Source organism: Streptomyces sp. NPDC018833 (assembly GCF_044390825.1).
Taxonomy (GTDB): domain Bacteria; phylum Actinomycetota; class Actinomycetes; order Streptomycetales; family Streptomycetaceae; genus Streptomyces.
In genome coordinates, this window is the sequence record NZ_JBIRZM010000022.1 from 65,563 (window position 1) to 85,196 (window position 19,634).

Here is a 19,634-nt window from a genome sequence, read left to right on the forward strand (position 1 = left end):
GCGGGCGGGGGCCTCGCTCGGCCGCGCTCCCCCACATTCATTTTTTTGGTGCGCCCTCGTGTCAATAACCCCCGGGGGGCCCCCCCCCGGGGGGGGGGGGGGGGGGGGGGGGCGCCCCGCCCACCGCCGTGTCCGGGTCCGGAAAGCGACTGGAACAACTGATCCAGCGGCACGCGGCGCCGCGAAGCTCCTCGAGCTCCGCGGGGGCCCGGACAAGATGGCCGCGGACCTGGCGGCGGCGTCCAGCCCCGAGTACCGGCGCGAGCCGATCGAGCACCTGAAGCAGACCCTGTAGCTGGCGCCGGGCGCCGGCGTCTCAGCGGCCCCGCTGCTCCACCGAATGGTGGGGGAGCGGGGCCGTCCTTGTACGTGCTGTCGGTGCACGGCCCCGGCTCCCCACTGGCGTACGGATGAACGAACGCCCCCAGTTGGAGGGTTCGCGTTCTTGGTCTGGCCGGGTCGAGATCACGAGAGCGTCTCTGCTGTAGGCGGCCTGCCGGGCCAGGTCGCCGTCGAGGTCGCCGAGCGTGACGTGGGCACCCTGGGGGCGTACGCCGTCGCGGTGGCGAGTCCGATGCCGTGTGCGGCGCCGGTGACGGCGATGTCGGCGCCGCGCATGTCGATGGAGGGGAATCTCATGCGCTGAACTCCTGCCGGTCGGTGGGGTGGATGACGGTGAAGTCGCGGGCGTCGAAGCGTGCCACCTGTTTGCGGAGCCGGTCGGTGGACCAGGGCCAGCTGAAGCTGTTGCGGCCGTTGGCGTCGAGGTAGTAGCTCCGGCATCCGCCGGTGTTGTAGACGGTGCCCGCGAGGGCGGCCTGCAGTTGGGTGTTGTAGGCGGTCTGCACGTCGCGGCGTACCTCGACCGACGCCCACCCCTCGGCGCGTGCTGAGCGGATCGCGCCGAAGGCGAGATCGAGCTGTGCTTCGAGGATGGTGAACGCGGAGCTGTGTCCGGTGCCCAGGCCGGGACCGAGAAGCAGAAACGCGTTGGGGAAACCGGCGGTGACGGTGCCGAGGTACGCCTCGGGGGAGCCCTGCCAGTGGTCGGCGAGGGAACGTCCGGCGCCGTCGTGGATGAGGTATGACAGGGGCATGTCGAGGATGTGAAAGCCCGTGCCGAGGATGATCGCGTCCACTTCGGCGCTGCTGCCGTCGGCGCCGAGCACGGTGGTGCCGTCGACCGTGCGGACGGCGCAGGCGTGCACGTCCACATTCGCGCGGGTCAGGGCCGGGTAGTAGTTGTTGGAGAACAGGATGCGCTTGCAGCCGATGGTGTAGTCGGGGGTCAGCTTGCGGCGCAGTTCACGGCCCCGCACGGTGGTGCGCAGGTGTGCGCGTGCCACGGCCTGTACGCCGCGCAGCAGCGAGGGCCTGCGAAATCCGCGGCCCAGCATCTCCATGGCCCGGTACTCCACCGCGGCCACCGCGGCCCGGGCGCCGGGCACGTGCCGCATCACCCACCGTTCGGCCTTCGGTATGCGATGGTCCGGCTTGGGCAGCACCCACTGGGCAGTGCGCTGGAACAGGTGGAGCCGGTCGACCTGGGGGGCGATGGCCGGGACGAACTGCACGGCCGATGCCCCGGTGCCGAGTACCGCGACCCGCTTGCCGCGCAGGTCGTAGTCGTGGTTCCAGCGCGCGGAGTGGAAAACCTCGCCGGGAAACTCCGCAAGGCCCGGGATATCGGGGAGGAGAGGCTCGTTCCACGGCCCGGCACCGGCGATCAGGAACCGGGCGGTGAACTCGCCGGCATTGGTGCTGATCCGCCACCGTGCCGCCTCGGGGTGCCAGTGCGCCTCCGTCATGCGCACGCCGAACCGGGTGTGCTCGCGCAGCCGGTGCCGGTCGGCGACCCCTTTCACGTAGGCGAGGATCTCCGGCTGATGCGCGTACACCCTCGTCCAGTCCGGGTTCGGCGCGAACGAGTAGCTGTAGAGCCGGGACGGCACATCGCACTGGCAGCCCGGATAGGTGTTGGCCCGCCACGTGCCGCCGAAGTCGTCGGCGGCCTCGACGATCAGGAAGTCCCGGATCCCGGCATCGCGCAAGCGGACCCCCGCGCCGACCCCGGAGACACCGGCGCCGATGACGATGACCTCGAAATGGGCGCTCATGTCGTGGTGCTCCTGTCGATGGCTCGCTTGACACGGTCGGGTGCGGTACGCAGGGAGACGTCGAGGGTGGCCGGGCGGCGGGCGACGTCCATGAAGTTGAAGCCCATGACGGCCAGTTCCTCGGCGCCGGGCTCGATCCGGACGACGCGGGTCCCCGCTGCCCGAAGCAGATGTTCCTCCGCGTCGAGGGTCCGGGTCATCCAGCGCCTGACGACGCGTTCGAGGCGGCTCAGCCCGGTGGCGGGCGCGCCCCCGGACGTCGCCATCGGGGCGACGATCACCACCTCGTCCAGGCCGAGCGGGGCAACGAGGTCGGCCGACGTCGGCGACACCACCCCGCCGTCGAGGTAGGCGCGCCCGTCGATCCGTACGGGAGGGAACCAGCCCGGGATCGCCCACGACGCGGCTATCGCGCTGCCGATGTCGGCGACCGGGGCGTCGGGCGAACCGAACGCTACTCGTCTGCCGGAGCGCGTCTCGGTCGCCACCAGCCATGTACGTGACGAGGCGAGCCACGTGTGGCCGTCCGCCAGCGCGGCGCCGAAGCCCCGCAGCCACCCCGCATCCCCGCGGCCGCGCGGCAGGAGGCCGAGCAGCCCCGACCCGAGCGGGACGCGACCCCGGGTTGCCGCCGCCGTCAGCCCGGCGCCCGGCAGCCCCGGCCACGGAACAGGTGGCAGGGTGCCCGGGTGCGCGCCGACGTGCCGCAGGAGCAGCGGGTCCGCGTCGGACCGGCCCTGCAGTGCCGCGAGCAGGTCGGAGACCGACCGGCCGGACCCGAGCGCGGACACGACCTCCGCCCCCGCCGACGTCCCCACCAGCACCTCTGCCGTGCGGGCATCCCAGTCGAGCTGCTCCTGGACCGCGGCCAGCGCCGCAACCGCCCATGCGAAGCCGAGGGTGCCGCCGCACCCGACGACCAGCCCGCGTCGTTGACAACGCGCCATAGATTCTCCCGGGATTTGAATTCCAAGGGAATCCGAAAGCTAGCGGTATCCTCCGGGGGTGGCAAGACTGACCCGGGCCGAGAGCCAGGCCCGCACCCGCGAACACGTCCTCGACACCGCGTACGCGCTCTTCCTGAGCGAAGGCTTCACGGCGACGTCAATGGAGCGTGTCGCCGAGGCGGCGGGCTACTCGAAGGGGGCGGTGTACTCCAACTTCGCCACCAAGAACGACCTGTGCCTGGCCGTGCTCGACCGCATCGCCGCGGAACAGGTGACACAGCTGGCCGCCGCGATGGGCGACGCGCCCCTCTTCGAGGACCGGATCGCGGGATTCGCCCGCTGGGCCGACGAGACCATCGGCGACAGCTCGTGGACCTCTCTGGAAGTCGAGTTCGCCACCGCCAACCGCCGCGACAAGCAGATGTGCGAGCAGCTCGCCCGGCGTCGGCGCACCGTCACCGACGCGCTCGCGGACCTGATCCGGGCGCAGGCGGACGAACTCGGCATCACACCCGCCCTGCCTGCCGACACCGCCGCCCTGACCCTGCTCAGCCTCGGCATTGGGCTCGGCGTCCAGCGCGCCTTCGACCCGACCGTCCCGGTGCAGCCGATCGTCGACCTGCTGCGCAGCGTCATGAGCGGGCGCCCCTGAGGGTGCCCATGCTGCTGCGCTGACAGTGCGGGCACCCGGCTGGAAGGGGGCGGCTCGGAGGCGAGCGGAGCGATCGGCGCGAACGCCGTGTTGCCGAGGGAGCGCTGGGCCGTTGCGCCGTTCACGGAGCCGTCGCCGCCCCGGAACCCTGCGGACGGCCTTTGGCGCGCCGCACAGTGGGGCTCGCTGTACAGCCACTGGGCCGGGGTGGAGCGCTCGCGCGTGAGTGGGCCGAGCCTTCGCGCCACCGGCACTCTCCGACGGGCTCATCGCCCCGGGCGCCAGCGGCCCGCGAAAGCGCCGCAGCTCCAGTCGGTTATGCGGCCGGAACGGCATCAGCAACGTGGGCAAGGCGGTTAACCGAGCAGGCCTGCAGACTGGCCGCTGAACGCTCGTGCTTTGAGGCGCCGTTATTGGAGCGGCGGCGGGAGGCGGAGAAGCTCGAACAGCGCAGGGAATCCCGGTGGCCGTGCCGCTGGTACAGGTAACCGATCATGTGCTGTGCTGCGTGTGAATCAGGGCTCACTTTGTCGATGGTGTCCGCGACCAGGACGGGCAGGTGGGTGATGGCGCGTTCCAGGAGCCGTTCGATCCGGACCGCGCGGATTGACTCTCGGCGTGACCAACCTGTGTTGCAGGCCCCCCTGTGGCTCACCGAACGCTCCTATGCGCCCCCCAGACGGACCATTAGTCACGTTGCATTGAAGTGGCTGCACAGGCTTGCCTAATGGCTGGCACAGCCAGGCGCACCCGCGGTCCTGGAGATAGTGCTCTCTCTTCTGCCTGGAGGTCTCCCCATGCGTACGATCCATTGCCTCACAGCCAAGATCGCCGCTGCCACACTCGTGGCCGCGGGCAGCCTGATCACACTTCAGCCGAGCGCCTCTGCAGCGGTACCCGCGCACGCCGCTACGGTCGCGCACACCCAGTCCACCGCGGCCGTGACAGGCACAATCAGCATCGGCCTCTCGGCCGGTGGCACCCTCGACATTCCCGGCGCCAGCCTCTCCGCCGGTGCCACTCTCGATACCGGCGTCCAAGTCTCGGCAGTCGCCGCGGTGACCAACAACACCAACGCCACCCTGGTCTTCTCCAGCGGCGGCAGCGCCAGCATCACCATCGTGCCTGGGGCCTCCGCCAGCGTCAGCGCCTTGGCCGCCGTCAGCGCCTCGGCCAACGGGACCTTGATGGTCCGCGTCGCCTAGGCCGTTTCGTTTGGATCATCTGGCGGACCAGAGGAAGATGCCCGGGACGTGCAGCCCTGTCAGGTAGACGGTCGCTGTCTTCTCGTAGCGGGCGGCGATTTCGCGCCACTGCTTCAAGCGGTTGATGCACCGCTCGACCGTATTGCGCTGCTTGTAGGCCTCGCGGTCGAAAGCGGGTGGTCTGCCGCCTCGGCTGCCGCGACGCAGCCGGTGGCCCCGCTGGTCCGCCGGAACGGGGATCAACGCCCGGATACCGCGCTTGCGCAAGTGCTCAGGATGGCGCGCGATGAGTAGGCCTTGTCGGCCAGGACCACGCCTGGCCTGGTGCGGGGCCGTCCGCGTCGGCGGGGAACGCGCAGGCGGGCCGTCACGTGCGCGAAAGCGGGCGCTAGCCTGTCCGGCTGTGAGAACGAAGGCGAGGGGTGATGCCCACGGCCCCCACACCGGACGGCCATCGCGCCGTGCTGGGGCACCCGCAGGGCTGCTGCAGGCCACTACCCGCCCCATGGGCCAGCGCGCGGGGTGTTCGAGTACGTGGGGCCCTGACTCCGCTGCTGTCCCGGGCCGGTGCTTCACCGCGCAGTACGGGGTGACCGGTCATCGAGTCGCCGCCCTGCCCGCCCCTCGGTCACAGCTTGTACACTCCGCGCCAGGTCCACCCCGCTCCGAGGACCGTGTTCCTGAGGGGGTCCTTCAGATCCCGTGAGTCGAAGCTGAACGTCTCGACCTTGCGCCGGCGGCCGTCGGGCCCCGGTTCCAGGGCCCATTCCTTCTGGATGCCGCGGATCGGCCCGCGGCCGTGCGCGCGCGCCACGGTCCGGCCGGGCGGGGAGTCGGCTCGCGTCACCTCCCACTGCTCGTCCATGGCCCGCACTTCACGCTCTCCGGGGCACAGGCGCATCCAGATTTTGAGGGTCCGCTCTACCTGCCTGCGGGTCGCACCGGAGCCCCAGGCCGGCTCCAGGAACCGCCACTCCGCCAGCAGTTCCGCCCCGCCCGTGCCTGCCTCTCGGATGCCGAAGGGCACCCCTGTGCCGTTCAGCGCGAGCAGTGCGGCTCGCAGTTCCTGGGTGGGAATCGCCTCGGTGCCCCCGTCGGCGTGACGGGTTCCCATCCACTTGTCCCACAGACGGCCCACAGCTACGCAGCCTTCCCGGTGTCCGGACGCACGCTTCGCAGGAACTCCTGCAAGTCGCCCACAACGCCGTCGTACTGGACGGCCGTTGCCGTCAGGGCCAGCCGGATCACCGCACGCCTGCGCGGCTCCTCGATATCGACGAGGGACAGGTACACCTGGGACTGGACGAGGTCGCGGTGCACGTCGTCGGCGACGGCCGAGATGGCCAGCCGTTGAGTCAGGCCCGGCGCGTCGGTGCTGCCGAATTCGCGGCGGTCCGTGACCGCCACCCACTCGGCGGCCTCGCCCAGGCACTCCACGGACGCGGCTGCGAGCTCGGCCGGCGTCCGTGCCTCCGGCGGGAAACCGCCCTCGACGGTGATGACGGCAGCGAACCCGGCGTCCGGCTCCGGATGCACGGCAGCGAACGCGACGCCCGGGTCGCCGCCCTCCGGGCGGGCCGGGAGCCAGCCCTCGGGCAGGCGGAACTCGATCGGGACCGGCAGTGACGTAGGCATTCAGGGCCCTCCTTCCACGGAGAAGTACATCAGTCCGTCAGCCAGTCGAAGAAGTCGCCCGCCTTGTCCCGACGGTCCACCGTGTGACCCACGAAGTCGGCGGCGTCTCCGTGGCCTTGGAGAACGAGTCCAAGCAGAGGGGGCACCGCAAGCTCAAACGGCTCGGCGCCCGGCACACTGAGCGCACCGCAGCCAGCCGGAAGACAGAGCGGACCGGTGAGCCCCCCGCGCGGCCAGGACGGCCGGGCGACCAGGGGCAGGACAGGACCGGCTGGGCGCGGCGACGGCACCAGCAGGGACGAGCGGTGGCTCGAGCAGGGGAAGGCGACGGCCCGGCGTGGGTTCGGGAGGCGAGGAGGTGTCTCCGACCCGGGTCCGGGAGATGTACACCGAGGCCGAGCGTGAGTTCGTCGCCGCCGCACGCCGCTACCTGAAGGACGACCCACCCGGCCTGCCCTGATATCGGCGCGGCTACCGCCATGACAGAGAGCCCCGCGATGCCCAGCGTCCTCCGCCGTTCAAGATCAAGTGATTGGCGTCAACGGCTGTACCCGATGGTCAGTCCCGAGGCCGGACATGCGGCCGCATGCCAGCCCAAACTAAGTGGTCGGCTCCGGAAGTCCTTCGGAGGTTGACTCCGGAGTCGGCGTCGTGTATGGGGTTTGGTCAGATGTCCGGGGTGGCGAGGTTAGAGGCCGCATGCGCAGTCCAGGGCCTCCTCGGACTCGCAGCTTGAGTGGCTGGTACTGCATGTGGACACTGGGTTTCCTGTGGCGCATGGCCACGAGCGGAGCCAACCGTGGGGAGCAGCAGGTATGAGGGCTTTGGTTTTCGACGCTTTCGGGCAGAAGCTCTCGGTCCGTGAGGTGCCCGACCCTGCGCCCTCCCTCGCCGGGGCAGTGATCAAGGTTGAGGCGGCAGGACTGTGCCGGAGCGATTGGTACGGCTGGCAAGGCCACGACCAGGACATTCGCCTCCTCCCGCATGTGCCAGGACATGAGCTGGCAGGGGTGGTCGAGTCGGTAGGCCCGCAGGTCTCGAGATGGCGGCCCGGGGACCGGGTCACAGTACCGTTCGTGTGTGCATGCGGGACCTGCGGCGCGTGCGCGGCGGGAGAGCAGCAGGTGTGCGAGCGGCAGACTCAGCCGGGATTTCATCATTGGGGCTCGTTCGCGGAGTATGTGGCAATCGATCACGCCGACGTCAACCTGGTCAGACTGCCGACGGCGATGGAGTTCACGGCTGCGGCGGGGCTGGGATGCCAATTCGCCACCGCTTTTCGCGCCATGGTCCAGGTCGGCGCGGTTCGACCGGGTGAGTGGGTGGTGGTGTACGGATGTGACGGGATTGGACTCTCGGCTGTCATGATCGCCGCGACCGCCGGGGCGCGGGTAGTCGCGGTGGACAGCGGTGGCGAGGCACTGGCCCTCGCCGAGCGACTGGGCGCCGCCGCGGTGCACCGGATGCCTGCGAGCGGTGAGGCACCCGGCAGCACCGGTGGCGTCCCCGAGCCCGTTGATGCGGTCGCCGCCGCGGTCCGGGACATCACAGGAGGGGGTGCCCATCTGTCGATCGACGCCATGGGCCACGCCTTCAGTACCGAGTTGGGGATAGGAAGCCTCCGACGGCGCGGACGGCATGTCCAGGTGCGGGCCGCCGGCGGGCTCACAGGGCTGTCGATGAACCGGGTGCTGGCGTACGAGCTGGTGGTCTCGGGCAGTCACGGCATGGCCGCGCATGCGTATCCCGCAATGATGGACATGGCGGCGGCTGGCATTCTGCGGCCGCATCTGCTGGTCACCAGGACTGTCGGTCTGGACGAGGCCGGGCTCGCCCTGGCCGAGATCGGCTCCGTACCCGGCATCACGGTGATCCTCCCCCACGGCTAATGCCGCATCAGGCACGGTTCGCTAAGTGGTCCGTTCCGTAAGTCCTTCGGGGGTTGATCACGCTGCTCGGGCGGCGGAGGATTCTGCCTGGTGATCGGTGGTGTGCCGGTCGAGCCTGGCCAGCAGATCGTCCAGGTCGGAGGTGGTGAACTTCCACTGGAACGGCTGTGCCGTGGCGTTGTAGCGGTCTTCGAAGGCGCGGAGCCGGTCCCTGACCTCGCTGAGGTCGGTGAAGTCGTTGGGCGAGACGACCTTGCGCTGGGCGACGGAGAAGTAGATCTCCACCTGGTTCAACCAGGAGGCGTGCACCGGGGTGTGGACCATGACGGCGTTCGGGAAGGCGGCGGTCAGCCGGTCGGCGGCCTTCTGGCCGCGGTGGGAGGATCCGTTGTCGACGATCCAGAACACGCGTCTGGCGCTGGCGTACGGCTCCTGGCTCATGACTGGGTGACCAGGTTCATGAACGGGTCGATGCCGGTGCGCGGCTCGGTGCGGCCGAAGACGTGGGTGCGGTGGACGTCGTAGGTGGCACGGCACCGGCTGACGCCGTGCTCGCGGCGGCCGCCACTACTGGGCACCTGCCACCAGGACGGTCGCCGGTACCGCCGCCAACCTCGCCGCTTCGCCCGCGCCTGGGCCGACGGAACCGACCCGGCACCGAGGCCGCGACGTAGGTAGACGAGACTGCACGCCGCCCGGCGGCCGGGATGAAGCGTCCGGCCGATGCTGCCGCCGCCCGGCCCCCGGCACGTCCGACTCGGTTCGACACGAGCCGACAGGATGGGCCGGCTGGGAGACAGGTCCTTGCCGGAGACCTTGACGAGGCGCTTGCCGCCCCCCACGCTGAGAGCGCTCTCATGGATGCCGTGCCCGGGCGCGGGCGTCCTCCCCCCACATCGACTGCCCAGGAGGTGGGACATGCGTGTTCCACGAAAGTTGCTTGCGGCGGCGGCCGCTGCCCTGCTGTGTGCCGCGGGCTTCACGGCCGCCGGGCCCACGGAGCCGGCCGACGCCGCGGTCCCGGCGACCGTACCGCTGACCTTCACGAACAACTCGGGCCGCAGCGAACCGATTTACCTCTACAACATCGGAACCGAACTCAGCAGCGGCCGCCAGGGCTGGGCCGACGCCGCGGGGACGTTCCACCCCTGGCCGGCCGGGGGCAATCCGCCGACGCCCGCCCCCGACGCCTCGATCCCCGGCCCCGCCAACGGCCGTTCCGTCACGCTCCAGGTCCCCAAGTTCTCCGGCCGGATCTACTTCTCCTACGGCCAGAAGCTGGTCTTCAAGCTCACCACCGGCGGACTGGTGCAGCCCGCCGTGCAGAATTCGTCCGACCCGAACCGCGCCATCCTGTTCAACTGGTCCGAGTACACGCTCAACGACGCCGGCATCTGGCTCAACAGCACCCAGGTCGACATGTTCTCCGCTCCGTACGCGGTCGGTGTGAAGGCGGCCGACGGCACGGTGCGGAACACCGGCCGGCTGAAGCCCGGCGGCTACCGGGGTTTCTACAACGCGCTGCGCGGCCAGCCCGGCGGCTGGGCGAACCTCATCCAGACCCGCTCCGACGGCAGCGTCCTGCGCGCCCTCGCCCCCGGCCACGGCATCGCGGCCGGAGCCCTCCCCGCGGGCGTCATGGACGACTACATCAACCGCGTCTGGAGCAAGTACGCCACCTCGACGCTCACCGTCACACCGTTCGCCGACCGACCCGGCACCAAGTACTACGGCCGCGTCTCCGGTGGCGTCATGAACTTCACCAACACCTCCGGCGCCGTCGTCACCTCGTTCCAGAAGCCCGACGCGGACAGCATCTTCGGCTGCTACAAGAAGCTGGACGCGCCCAACGACCAAGTGCGCGGCCCCATTTCGCGCACCCTGTGCGCCGGGTTCAACCGCTCCACGCTGCTGACCAACCCCAACCAGCCCGACACCGGCAGCGCCGGCTTCTATCGGGACACGGTCACCAACCACTACGCCCGCAAGGTCCATGCGCAGATGGCGGACGGAAAGGCGTACGCCTTCGCCTTCGACGACGTCGGTGCCCATGAATCGCTGGTGCACGACGGCAACCCGCAACACGCATACATCACGCTCGACCCGTTCGACTGATCCGGCCCGCCGACAGGCGGCCGCACCGCCCGTCGGTGCGGCCGCTTGTCGAGGACCGCCGGTCCCCGGGGCGGCCGCAGCACGGCCTGCGGAGCGGGGCGGGTACTCGCCCGCAAAGCCAAGGGCGACGGAGCGAACCGGGCCAAGGCCCGGCGTAAGGCCGCCGAGGTCCATGCCCGGATCGCCGACCGCCGCCGTGTCGGCCTGCACGAGCTGACCACTCGACTCGTGCGTGAGAACCAAACGCTCGTGATCGAGGACCTGACCGTGCGCAACATGGTCAAGAACCACAGCCTCGCCCGCGCCGTCTCCGACCGGCCCACGGGCACGGCCCGGGCCTCAGGCCGGTTGCTCGCCCCCCATCGCCACCGCCATCCGCAGGTGCGGCGCCGCCTCGTCCGGCCGTCCCTGCCGTTCCAGCGTGCGGCCGAGCATCAGCCGCGCGTAGTGCTCGACCGGATCACGCTCCAGGACGGCACGCAGCTCGGTCTCGGCCCTGCGCAGCTGCGCCGAGTGGTAATAGGCGCGGGCCAGCAGCAGTCGGGGCGCCACCTGCTCGGGCACCTCCTCGACCAGACCGCGCAGGATACGGACGGCCGTCACGTACTCCTTGGCGTCGAAGAACAGCTGGGCCCGGTTCCACCGCTCGGAGGCCGTCCCGAACTCGTCGTAGGTCTCGCTCACGTGCTTCCCTTTTCCTGGTCACGTGCGTGGCGCCCCCGTCAACAACGGAGCGGTCCACTCCATTCCACTTCGGGAAGTCGCGGCCACGAAAGGGCCGGGGCGGGGCACAGGAACTAAGTTGGGCCCATGAGCAATCTCGACCGTCAGGCCGCCCTGTCCGTGTGCGGCGGCCGGGGCTTTGTCGTTGCCGAGCCCGTCCGCGAACTCCTGAGCCCCCGCCGCGTCCAGCTCGGCGAATCCACCGAGGTCCGCCGGCTCCTGCCCAACCTCGGCCGCCGCATGGTGGGCGCGTGGGCCTTCGTCGACCACTACGGCCCCGATGACATCGCCGACGAACCCGGCATGCAGGTCCCGCCGCACCCGCACATGGGTCTGCAGACCGTCAGCTGGCTCCACGAGGGGGAGGTGCTGCACCGCGACAGCACAGGCTCCCTGGCGACCATCCGCCCGAAGGAACTGGGGCTGATGACCTCGGGCAGGGCGATCAGCCACTCGGAGGAGAGCCCCAGGAAGCACGCCCGGTTCCTGCACGGCGCCCAGCTCTGGGTGGCGCTGCCGGACACCCACCGGACGGTCGAGCCGCACTTCCAGCACCACACCGATCTTCCGCAGGTCACGGCCCCCGGCCTGACCGCGACGGTCGTGCTCGGCACCCTCGACGGAGCGACGTCGCCGGGTGCGACGTACACCCCGATCGTCGGCGCGGACCTCGCCCTGGCCCGCGGCGCGGAGACGATGCTGCCCCTCGACCCGGACTTCGAGTACGCCGTGCTGTCCATGTCGGGCGAGGCCCACGTGGACGGCGTCCCGGTGCTGCCCGGCTCGATGCTCTACCTCGGCTGCGGCCGTTCCGAACTGTCCCTGCGCGCCGAGTCCGACGCCGGACTGATGCTGCTGGGCGGGGAGCCGTTCGAGGAGGAGATCGTGATGTGGTGGAACTTCATCGGGCGTTCGCAGGAGGACATCTCGGCGGCCCGCCGGGACTGGATGGAGGGCGCCCGCTTCGGCGAGGTCAAGGGCTACGACGGTGCTCCACTGTCGGCTCCCGAACTGCCGGCGGTACCCCTGAAACCGCGGGGACGAGTCCGCTGACCTGGCTTTCCATCGCCTGGGCGAGGTTTCGCCGGAGGGCTGTTCCTTTCGGCCCAAGCAGGTGGGGCCGGGCGGGTGCAGCCCCTCCCGTCCCCCTGCGGGGAGGGTGACGTCACCACGCTCGGCCATCTGTGGTCGAGCGCTGCTCACACCATGCTGACCCACTGCCGACTCATGACGATGTCTCAGCTGGATGGCCTCGTGCACGCCTTCGCCCGCATGACGACCTGCAAGATCCTCCGCGACTGCCGCCTGAAAGGCGACGGCGTCCACTACGCCATGCTCGGCATCGCCCGCCTGCACAACCTCACCCTCGCCGGGTGACGAAGAAACAAAGCCGGTCAACGAACACGTCGTAGATCATTTAGGGGACACCGCTTAGCTACGGCTCACTGGCCCAGAACAGCGTCGCCCTCAGATGGAAAGTCCCGCGTGTCGAAGGTGCTTCGACACATCTTTCCACTCAGGGTTCACTACGTCTGATGGCGTCCCGCTGCATGTACCGCGATCTTTGAATCCGCTCGAGGTGGATATGCAGACCGCTGGGCCGTCAACGCCGCTCGCTTCGCGTAGCCCGGCGAGGCCTGCGGCACCAGAAAGCTCCGCCCACAGGCCATGGCCACTCAGTTCGCGCTGGGCGGATCGCAGTTGGTCATCGCTGATGACCAGGGCGGCCCCGCCGCTCTCGGTGACAGCCCTCTTGCCCCGATAGCCACTGACCGGCGCGACGATCGAGTATGCGTCGGTCTTCTGTACCTTCACATGCGCTGCGTCGCGCCCCTGACGCAACGCTGCTGCCAACGGTGCAGCGGCGGCCGACTCGCATGAGTACATGCGTGGGACAGAGGAAGACAGCGCGAGACGGCGCAACTCGAGGAAGCCCTTCCATACACCGAACAGCAATTCGCCATATCCAGTGGGCGTAAACACCGCCGCAGGGACACCAACGTCCATGAAGATCTCGTACGCGATGGTCTTGTATCCCTCCGGCCCAAAGGGATGACCGGTATGCGTTCGGGTGAGGTTGCTCACCGGGTGCAGGCCAAGCCGATCGACGATCTGCCGCATGACGGGCCACCGCGCCTCCCACGGCACGCGCAGGACCACCGCACCATACGCGTTGAGAAAAGAGTCAACGGCAGGCGGGACGTCCGGGCCGGCCAGGACAACGCATGGGAGGCCGGCACGGGCCGCATACGCTGCGGCTGAAGCCCCGTGGTTGCCCGAAGATGCCACGACAATGCCCGGGGCGCGCAGCGCGACTGCAGCGCTCGTAGTGCAACGATTGAGCCGATCTTTGTGGCTCCAAGTGGGGTTGCGAGACTCGTCCTTGACGAAGACGTCCGGCTCCAGTTCGAGCAGCGGCGTGCCACCTTCGCCCAGACCGGGAGCATGCAGCGGGGGGAGCAGAGGAGCCCACCGGTCCAGTCCGGACCTGGTGCCGTCGCTGCCGTCTCGCGAGAAGAGCTCGCGCTCAATGCGATCGTAAGCAAAGTCGACTTCAACCGGATAGTCGACGTCCTCAGTGCTCGTGCGGGGACATCCAGCCGTCATGGGCGGCCACAAGGGGTACTGGATGCTGTTGTCTCGCACGGAGCGCTGACCACCCGCGCAGGACGGTGACTTGTTGTGCCCGGTCCCCAGGTTGTCGTCCATCACGGGCTTGAGGGTACCGCTGTCAGTTCCTGTGCCTCGGGCCCAAGCGGGACCTCACGGCTTCGTGAGGCTCCAGACATGTATCACTCCCGCTCCCGTGGACCCCGCGACGGGGACGATTCCGGGCGAAGGCCACCCCGGTTACCCTGACCTGCCGCAGCAACCTCGCCTACGTCTTCAGGTCGGCGGGGGATCCGGGCCGGGCTGTCCTGTACGAACAGACCCTCACGGATCGGACACCGGCCCTGGGCGAAGACCACCCCGACGAACCGCCCTTGCCATTGAAGTCCGTCGACGAGCTCCGTGCACAAGTCCTTCCTCGACCGGTTCGTACGGGCGCTCCCGCCGGCGTCGGCCTGGTGTCGGGGCTACGGCGCGTGAGGTCTCGGCGCTCGTGCTCCACATTCCTCAGCCCGCGGGGGCCCAGCACGTACCGGGGGGCTCGATCCGGCTTCGCCGCTCCATCGACCCCGTAGTGAGGGCTCGCGCACACTGCCCGGAAACATCCCGTTACGGCAAGGAGTCGGTGGCCGGCAACGACATGACCATCGCCCGGGAGGAGATCTCCGGACCCGTGCTGTCGATCATTCCCTTCGACACCGAGGAGGAGGCCGTTGCCATCGCCAACGACACGCCGTACGGCCTTGCCGGTGGCGTCTGGTCGGGCGACCGGGAGCGGGCGGAGGCGGTCGCCCGCCGTATTCGGGCCAGATGGTGGAACGTGAACGGCGGTGCCTTTCAAGCCCCTTGCTTCCGTGCGGGGTTACAAGCAGTCGGGTGTGGGGAGGGAGGCAGGGCGCCTGGGGTTCGAGGAGTTCCTCGAGACCAAGGCCATCCAGCACTGAGCCGCAACTCCGCATTCCGACCGCATGCACCCGCCCGGCCCGGCCGCCCGCCCGGCGGCCGGATGCGGCGGGCCCGGAAGGCGGCGGCCGCGTGCGGCCGCCGAGAGAGGACGCACATGTACGACTACATCATCGTGGGCGCCGGGTCCGCCGGCTGTGTGCTCGCCGCCCGACTGAGCGAGGACCCGGGCGTGCGCGTCCTGCTCGTCGAGGCCGGCCCCGCCGACGACGCGCAGGAGATCCATGTCCCGGCGGCATTTGCGAAGCTGTTCCGCAGCAAGTACGACTGGGACTACCTGACCGAACCCGAGCCGGGCCTCGATGGCCGGCGCCGCTATCTGCCGCGCGGCCGGATGCTCGGCGGCTGCTCTTCGATGAATGCCATGATCTACATCCGCGGCAGCCGCCGGGACTACGACGGCTGGGCCGCGGCCGGTGCCAAGGGCTGGGGGTGGGACGAAGTCCTGCCGTACTTTCTGCGTTCCGAGGACCACCATGGCGGGGCCTCCGAGCGGCACGCAGCGGGCGGCCCGCTCCCGGTCAGCCCGGGGCGCTCCCGTAGCCCCCTGATCGATGCCTTTGTGACGGCGGCCCAGGAAGCGGGACACCCGTTCAACCCCGACTTCAACGGCCCGGAGCAGGACGGGGTGGGGTACTACGAACTCACCCAGCGGGGCGGTCTGCGGTGCAGTACCGCCGTCGCCTACCTGCGTCCCGCCATGGACCGTCCCAACCTGCGGGTGCTCACCGGAGTCCAGTGCACCAGGGTCCTCTTCGACGGGGACAGGGCCGTCGGTGTGGAGGTGGACAACGGCAGCACCACAAAGGAGCTGCGGTGCGACCGCGAGGTCGTCCTCTCGGCGGGTGCCTACAACTCGCCGCAGCTGCTCATGCTCTCCGGTGTGGGCGTCGCCGACGAACTCGCGGCCCACGGCATCACATGCCGGGTGGACCTTCCGGTGGGCGAGAACCTCCAGGACCATGCGCACCTGGCCGTTGTCCACCTCACCGACACCGAATCCCTGCTCACCGCCGAGACCCCCGAGAACGTGAGCCTGCTGGAGTCCGAGGGCCGAGGCCCCCTCACCTCGAACGTCGGTGAAGGCGGAGGGTTCTTCCGCACCGTCCACGGCCTCGACGCGCCGGACGTACAGATCCACGCGGTACCGGCGATGTTCCACCAGGAGGGCCTGGGAGCCGCCACCGACCACGCCTTCCACATCGGGGCGGTGCTGCTCGCACCCACCAGCCGTGGCAAGGTCCTGCTGCGCTCGGCCCTGCCCAGCGCCAAGCCGCGGATCCTGCACAACTACCTGACCACCGAGGAGGACCGGGCGACGGCGGTACGCGCGCTGCGGCTGGTGCTCGACATCGTCGGACGGCCTGCCCTGCGGGCCCACCACCGGGCGGACTTCCTGGTACCCGAGTCCGACAGCGACGCCGACCTCCTCGCGTACGCGCAGCGAGAACTCCAGACCCTGTACCACCCCACGAGCACCTGCGCGATCGGCCCCGTGGTCGACCACGAGCTGCGCGTGCACGGCGTGGCGGGGCTGCGGGTGGCCGACGCCTCGGTGATGCCGACCGTCGTCCGAGGGAACACGAACGCGCCGACGATCATGATCGCGGAGCGGGCGGCGGACCTGATCCGTGCGTCAGCGGCCGCCGCGGTGCAGTAGTGCTTCATCAGCTCGGTGGCTGTCGTCTGCTTCCGGGGCTGGGTGGGGGGCGTTCGCACAGGTGGTGCACGTACCGGCCCGGTCGAAGTGTCCGGCCCCAGGCCGGTTCGGTCTCGCGGTGGTCGTGCTCGATGCACCGGCGCATTTCGTGCACCGGCGGGGCACCTCCCGCCGGCGGCGGGGGAGCGTCGTACGGCGGTGGGGCGCTCCGGCCGGAGGCTGTGGGGGATTCGCCCCTCGGACGGATGGGGCCGCCAGGCGCAGATCTGGGGGCGCGAGCCGTGAACCTTCCGGTCACGGCTTCACCGGTACCGACCGGCCGGGTCTCCCGGCCGGTCGTCCGGACCACGCCAACGAGTCTCGGCAGCCGGGCGGCCTGGGGCTGACGAGGAACACGGTCAAGACCTGCATCCAGCGAACACTGGAGAAGCCGGGCGCGCGCAACCGGGTGGAGGCGCTGGCCCGCGCCGGCGAGCGAGGGATTCTCCAGGTCTCGCGAACTGCTTCCTGGGACACGTGGCCCTGCCGACCCTTGAGGTGCCGATGCTGACCTCTTCTGACTCCCGAACGTGTGGCTAGGCGTCTGACGTGTGGGAACAGTCCCTGCGGAGATGTGGTTGAACTTCATCGGGCGCACGAACGAGGAGATTGCCCAGGCCCGTTCGGAGTGGATGACCGGGTCCCGCTGCGGCGAGGTGAAGGGCTACGACGGCGACCGGCTGGCCGCTCCCGAACTGCCGCCGGTGCCGCTCAAACCGCGCGGACGAGTGCGTTGACCTGGGTTTGCGTATACGTGGAATTGGTGTACGGGTGCCACCTGTGCCCGGCAGTTTGCGCCCGGTTCTGGCTGGTGCCTGTGTGGCGGAGGCGGTCGGTGGCCCGAGGGGCCACCTGCGGGGCACCAGAGGGCGATGACGGGTCGCAGATCGCGCACCCCCGGGATGAGTGCCAGAAGTGCACGGATTCCCGCCAAAGCAGAAACGTGACGTACGACGACGCCAACGCCGTGCTTGCGGAGGCGCCCTTGCTCCATGGCGCGCGGGCCTATAGGCGGCGCTCGGCCCGATGAGAGCCCAGGCCCAGGCGAGCGCTATTGAGCTTGTAGGCGTGTTTCCCTGATGGGCTGTCAGGTAGTGATCGTTGCGGTAGGGCCAGGCTCAGCCGGACGGTCCCGGAGCCGGCGGTCACTCGCGGGAGCGTACGTCCCGCGGAGACAGGCGGCCGGCGCGGGAGCTGGGAGCCATGACCAACGGGCGGCTGGACGTGGTCGATTCCATGCATTCGTAGTGCGTGTCCTGGCAGTGATCGATCAGCTATGTGGCCATGTCGATCAATGGAGGGCCCTGTTCCGGCAAAGTCACATGGCGAACCCGAACTGACTATGCTCCCCTCGCGCGTTGCGCTGCACTCACAGCGAGTTACCGAAACGCTGTGTTGCGCGCGGACGGAGCCTGGCCGCAGGGAGACGTGACCACCGATGCGATATCGAACCGACCCGTCGGGGTCACCCATCGGAACACTTGTGCTCGGCCGAGCGAAGTCCCGACCGTTCTTGTCGGCGCACCGCATCACCCCCAGTCCACTCATTCCAGACTGTTTAGGGACCCCTCGATGGTTCGTGCAGGTTCAACCCCTAGAGCCCTGCCACGTGCAGTGGCTCCAGCATGGCTAATCCCCCCTGGTGTTGTGGCTGGGGCCTGCGGTATAGCGCTGATCTTCGTCCCCGCGCAGATACGCACGCCGGTTGCATGGTCCGGCCTCGTCGCGGTCGTCCTGACGGCCATCACTTCCGCTGAGACGGCACGCCGGGCGCGCTCGGCAGAGGCGGCCCGCTACGCGCGGGCGAGTGCCGAGGTACAGCAGCACTACGCGCAACGCGAAACCGCGCTGTTCGGGCGCTTGTCCGATCAGCGGGCCACCACCGTATGGCTCGCCGAAGAGCTCCTCCCCGCAGCTGTCGCCCGTCTGCAGAAGGGTGACCCCGCTTCGGAGATCCTGCAGTCCGTCACGTTCGGGGAACATCTGGACGGCGAGTTCGCCGAAGCGCTCCGGGCAGCTCTGCGGACGCTCCTGGAAGCCGTGGAGGCCGAGGAGCGCACGCGGGACTCCTCTCAGCGGGCGCTGGTGGCGATCGCGCGAAGGGTCCAGGCGATCGTGCATCAACTCGCCAAGGACCTCCGCGACATGCAGATCCTCCACGGCACGGATGTCGTGGTCTCCCACGGCCTGCAGGACATCGACCATCGCAATGCCCTGATCGGGCGCCTTGCGGCCAGCATCGCGGTACTGGGTGACGCCCGGCCCGGGCGTCAGTGGGCGAAGGCGATACCGCTCTACGACGTCGTGCGGGGGGCGATGTCACGCATCGTGGACTATCCCCGCGTCAAGCTGCAGTCGGTGACGGAGGTGGCCGTGGTCGGCCAGGGAGCCGAGCCGCTGATCCACCTGCTCGCCGAGCTGCTCGACAACGCCACGACCTTTTCGCCGCCGCACACCCCGGTCGAGGTGACCGCGAGCGAGGTGCCTTCCGGTATCGCGATCGAGATCGAGGACCGGGGGGTCGGGCTCACCGAAGAGGTCCGGCAGCGCATCGAGCGCATCATGGATCAGGCATCATCCGGCATCGATCTGGCCGACCTGGGCGAGGCGACGCAGCTCGGCCTGCCCGTCGTCAGCAGGCTGGCCCGCGAGAACGGCCTCGACGTCGACCTGCGCACCTCCGCGTACGGAGGAGTACGGGCCGTCGTACTCGTTCCGCGGAGCCTGATCACCACAGTTCAGCAGCCTGCCCCGAAAGTCCAACAGTTCGCGCCGAAGCACACGGGCACACCGATACTGCCGAGGCCGACGATGAGGCGCGATGCCGCGGCAGATTCCGTCGAGGTCGAACAGACCGTCAACGGACTGCCGCAGCGGCGACGCGAGTCGCCCGTGCCGACGCCGGTCGTCCGCACGGCCCCCCATTCCCCCACTGCTCCGGCCGCCTCCCCGGGAACAGCCGGCGGACCCCGGCAGCCGGGCCTGATGTGGGAGGCGTTCAGCGGCGAAAAGAGATCGAGCACCGACCCTTCCATGCAAACCAGCGAGTCATCAGATGAGGGTGAGTAATCGTGCCGCC

Annotated in this window: 17 protein-coding genes and 5 pseudogenes; 12 read left to right on the top strand and 10 right to left on the bottom strand. The window is 69.6% G+C overall.

The annotated features are described in order from the left end of the window. Positions 1-465: 465 nt before the first annotated feature. From ACH5AF_RS31810 to ACH5AF_RS31820, 3 genes are read right to left on the bottom strand one after another with little or no spacing between them, the layout of a single operon-like run. Positions 466-639 (bottom strand): hypothetical protein, encoded by a 174-nt coding sequence (locus ACH5AF_RS31810; RefSeq protein WP_398906516.1) that lies wholly within the window; start codon positions 637-639, stop codon positions 466-468. Then, positions 636-2,117, bottom strand: a complete 1,482-nt coding sequence (locus ACH5AF_RS31815) for a flavin-containing monooxygenase (protein ID WP_398906518.1) — start codon at positions 2,115-2,117, stop codon at positions 636-638. The genes ACH5AF_RS31810 and ACH5AF_RS31815 overlap by 4 nt, the downstream gene beginning before the upstream one ends. Beyond that, entirely contained in the window at positions 2,114-3,064 is a 951-nt protein-coding gene (locus ACH5AF_RS31820) for a patatin-like phospholipase family protein (RefSeq protein WP_398906519.1), read from the bottom strand. The genes ACH5AF_RS31815 and ACH5AF_RS31820 overlap by 4 nt, the downstream gene beginning before the upstream one ends. Before the next feature lie 58 nt (positions 3,065-3,122). Here ACH5AF_RS31820 and ACH5AF_RS31825 point away from each other — a divergent pair, with 58 nt between their 5' ends. Continuing rightward, positions 3,123-3,716 carry a TetR/AcrR family transcriptional regulator gene (locus tag ACH5AF_RS31825; protein WP_398906521.1) on the top strand — a complete coding sequence of 198 codons (594 nt, stop codon included), beginning with the start codon at positions 3,123-3,125 and terminating at the stop codon, positions 3,714-3,716. A 797-nt stretch (positions 3,717-4,513) separates the two neighbouring features. After that, positions 4,514-4,921: a hypothetical protein gene (locus ACH5AF_RS31830; protein ID WP_398906522.1), complete on the top strand. Its 408-nt coding sequence runs from the start codon at positions 4,514-4,516 to the stop codon at positions 4,919-4,921. A 15-nt stretch (positions 4,922-4,936) separates the two neighbouring features. Here ACH5AF_RS31830 and ACH5AF_RS31835 read toward each other — a convergent pair. The 3 genes and pseudogenes from ACH5AF_RS31835 to ACH5AF_RS31845 form a co-directional block, all read right to left on the bottom strand. Further along, a pseudogene (locus tag ACH5AF_RS31835) lies at positions 4,937-5,344 on the bottom strand (transposase); the annotation flags it as partial. Positions 5,345-5,549: 205 nt separating this feature from the next. Continuing rightward, a complete protein-coding gene (locus ACH5AF_RS31840; RefSeq protein ID WP_398906524.1) occupies positions 5,550-6,035 on the bottom strand; it encodes a hypothetical protein in 486 nt (161 codons plus the stop codon). 26 nt (positions 6,036-6,061) lie between these two features. Next, positions 6,062-6,556 carry a hypothetical protein gene (locus ACH5AF_RS31845; protein WP_398906526.1) on the bottom strand — a complete coding sequence of 165 codons (495 nt, stop codon included), beginning with the start codon at positions 6,554-6,556 and terminating at the stop codon, positions 6,062-6,064. Between the two features lie 815 nt (positions 6,557-7,371). On the opposite strand from ACH5AF_RS31845, the gene ACH5AF_RS31850 reads away from it, so the two are divergent. Next, positions 7,372-8,445, top strand: coding sequence for an alcohol dehydrogenase catalytic domain-containing protein (locus ACH5AF_RS31850; protein ID WP_398906528.1), 1,074 nt, complete (start codon positions 7,372-7,374; stop codon positions 8,443-8,445). A gap of 57 nt (positions 8,446-8,502) precedes the next feature. Here the strand turns inward: ACH5AF_RS31850 and ACH5AF_RS31855 are convergent, their stop codons facing one another. Beyond that, positions 8,503-8,886 (bottom strand): transposase, encoded by a 384-nt coding sequence (locus ACH5AF_RS31855; RefSeq protein WP_398906531.1) that lies wholly within the window; start codon positions 8,884-8,886, stop codon positions 8,503-8,505. Further along, positions 8,883-9,023 (bottom strand): hypothetical protein, encoded by a 141-nt coding sequence (locus ACH5AF_RS31860; protein ID WP_398906532.1) that lies wholly within the window; start codon positions 9,021-9,023, stop codon positions 8,883-8,885. Before ACH5AF_RS31860 ends, ACH5AF_RS31855 begins: the two co-directional genes overlap by 4 nt. Positions 9,024-9,363: 340 nt before the next feature. On the opposite strand from ACH5AF_RS31860, the gene ACH5AF_RS31865 reads away from it, so the two are divergent. Together ACH5AF_RS31865 and ACH5AF_RS31870 are read left to right on the top strand one after the other, a co-directional pair. Further along, positions 9,364-10,560, top strand: coding sequence for a glycoside hydrolase family 64 protein (locus ACH5AF_RS31865; RefSeq protein WP_398906534.1), 1,197 nt, complete (start codon positions 9,364-9,366; stop codon positions 10,558-10,560). A gap of 93 nt (positions 10,561-10,653) precedes the next feature. Further along, a pseudogene (locus tag ACH5AF_RS31870) lies at positions 10,654-10,875 on the top strand (transposase); the annotation flags it as partial. 24 nt (positions 10,876-10,899) lie between these two features. Here ACH5AF_RS31870 and ACH5AF_RS31875 read toward each other — a convergent pair. Next, positions 10,900-11,244, bottom strand: a complete 345-nt coding sequence (locus ACH5AF_RS31875; RefSeq protein ID WP_398906536.1) for a tetratricopeptide repeat protein — start codon at positions 11,242-11,244, stop codon at positions 10,900-10,902. A 126-nt stretch (positions 11,245-11,370) separates the two neighbouring features. Between ACH5AF_RS31875 and ACH5AF_RS31880 the strand changes: the two genes are divergently transcribed. Both ACH5AF_RS31880 and ACH5AF_RS31885 read left to right on the top strand, forming a co-directional pair. Next, complete coding sequence (locus ACH5AF_RS31880) at positions 11,371-12,336, top strand: pirin family protein (RefSeq protein WP_398906538.1); 966 nt, start codon at positions 11,371-11,373, stop codon at positions 12,334-12,336. 204 nt (positions 12,337-12,540) lie between these two features. Further along, positions 12,541-12,660, top strand: a pseudogene (locus ACH5AF_RS31885) (IS5/IS1182 family transposase); the annotation flags it as partial. A gap of 90 nt (positions 12,661-12,750) precedes the next feature. Here ACH5AF_RS31885 and ACH5AF_RS31890 read toward each other — a convergent pair. Beyond that, positions 12,751-13,992: a pyridoxal-phosphate dependent enzyme gene (locus ACH5AF_RS31890; RefSeq protein ID WP_398906614.1), complete on the bottom strand. Its 1,242-nt coding sequence runs from the start codon at positions 13,990-13,992 to the stop codon at positions 12,751-12,753. A gap of 146 nt (positions 13,993-14,138) precedes the next feature. Here ACH5AF_RS31890 and ACH5AF_RS31895 point away from each other — a divergent pair, with 146 nt between their 5' ends. The 5 genes and pseudogenes from ACH5AF_RS31895 to ACH5AF_RS31915 all read left to right on the top strand — a co-directional run bounded on the left by ACH5AF_RS31895 (position 14,139) and on the right by ACH5AF_RS31915 (position 19,624). Then, the gene (locus ACH5AF_RS31895; protein WP_398906616.1) at positions 14,139-14,468 is read left to right on the top strand and encodes a tetratricopeptide repeat protein; all 330 of its coding nucleotides are present in this window, start codon (positions 14,139-14,141) and stop codon (positions 14,466-14,468) included. A gap of 65 nt (positions 14,469-14,533) precedes the next feature. Continuing rightward, a pseudogene (locus ACH5AF_RS31900) lies at positions 14,534-14,710 on the top strand (aldehyde dehydrogenase family protein); the annotation flags it as partial. Positions 14,711-14,953: 243 nt separating this feature from the next. After that, complete coding sequence (locus ACH5AF_RS31905) at positions 14,954-16,516, top strand: GMC family oxidoreductase (protein WP_398906618.1); 1,563 nt, start codon at positions 14,954-14,956, stop codon at positions 16,514-16,516. 611 nt (positions 16,517-17,127) lie between these two features. Continuing rightward, a pseudogene (locus ACH5AF_RS31910) lies at positions 17,128-17,292 on the top strand (pirin family protein); the annotation flags it as partial. 910 nt (positions 17,293-18,202) lie between these two features. Further along, positions 18,203-19,624, top strand: coding sequence for an ATP-binding protein (locus ACH5AF_RS31915; protein ID WP_398906540.1), 1,422 nt, complete (start codon positions 18,203-18,205; stop codon positions 19,622-19,624). Positions 19,625-19,634: the final 10 nt, after the last annotated feature.

Excerpts from the sequence above, each read along its gene's own strand:
- ACH5AF_RS31810 (WP_398906516.1), bottom strand. The coding sequence starts at position 639 with ATGAGATTCCCCTCCATCGACATGCGCGGCGCCGACATCGCCGTCACC.
- ACH5AF_RS31865 (WP_398906534.1), top strand. The coding sequence starts at position 9,364 with ATGCGTGTTCCACGAAAGTTGCTTGCGGCGGCGGCCGCTGCCCTGCTG.
- ACH5AF_RS31905 (WP_398906618.1), top strand. The coding sequence starts at position 14,954 with ATGTACGACTACATCATCGTGGGCGCCGGGTCCGCCGGCTGTGTGCTC.
- ACH5AF_RS31840 (WP_398906524.1), bottom strand. The coding sequence starts at position 6,035 with ATGGGAACCCGTCACGCCGACGGGGGCACCGAGGCGATTCCCACCCAG.
- ACH5AF_RS31880 (WP_398906538.1), top strand. The coding sequence starts at position 11,371 with ATGAGCAATCTCGACCGTCAGGCCGCCCTGTCCGTGTGCGGCGGCCGG.
- ACH5AF_RS31845 (WP_398906526.1), bottom strand. The coding sequence starts at position 6,556 with ATGCCTACGTCACTGCCGGTCCCGATCGAGTTCCGCCTGCCCGAGGGC.
- ACH5AF_RS31890 (WP_398906614.1), bottom strand. The coding sequence starts at position 13,992 with ATGGACGACAACCTGGGGACCGGGCACAACAAGTCACCGTCCTGCGCG.
- ACH5AF_RS31820 (WP_398906519.1), bottom strand. The coding sequence starts at position 3,064 with ATGGCGCGTTGTCAACGACGCGGGCTGGTCGTCGGGTGCGGCGGCACC.
- ACH5AF_RS31850 (WP_398906528.1), top strand. The coding sequence starts at position 7,372 with ATGAGGGCTTTGGTTTTCGACGCTTTCGGGCAGAAGCTCTCGGTCCGT.
- ACH5AF_RS31830 (WP_398906522.1), top strand. The coding sequence starts at position 4,514 with ATGCGTACGATCCATTGCCTCACAGCCAAGATCGCCGCTGCCACACTC.
- ACH5AF_RS31815 (WP_398906518.1), bottom strand. The coding sequence starts at position 2,117 with ATGAGCGCCCATTTCGAGGTCATCGTCATCGGCGCCGGTGTCTCCGGG.
- ACH5AF_RS31855 (WP_398906531.1), bottom strand. The coding sequence starts at position 8,886 with ATGAGCCAGGAGCCGTACGCCAGCGCCAGACGCGTGTTCTGGATCGTC.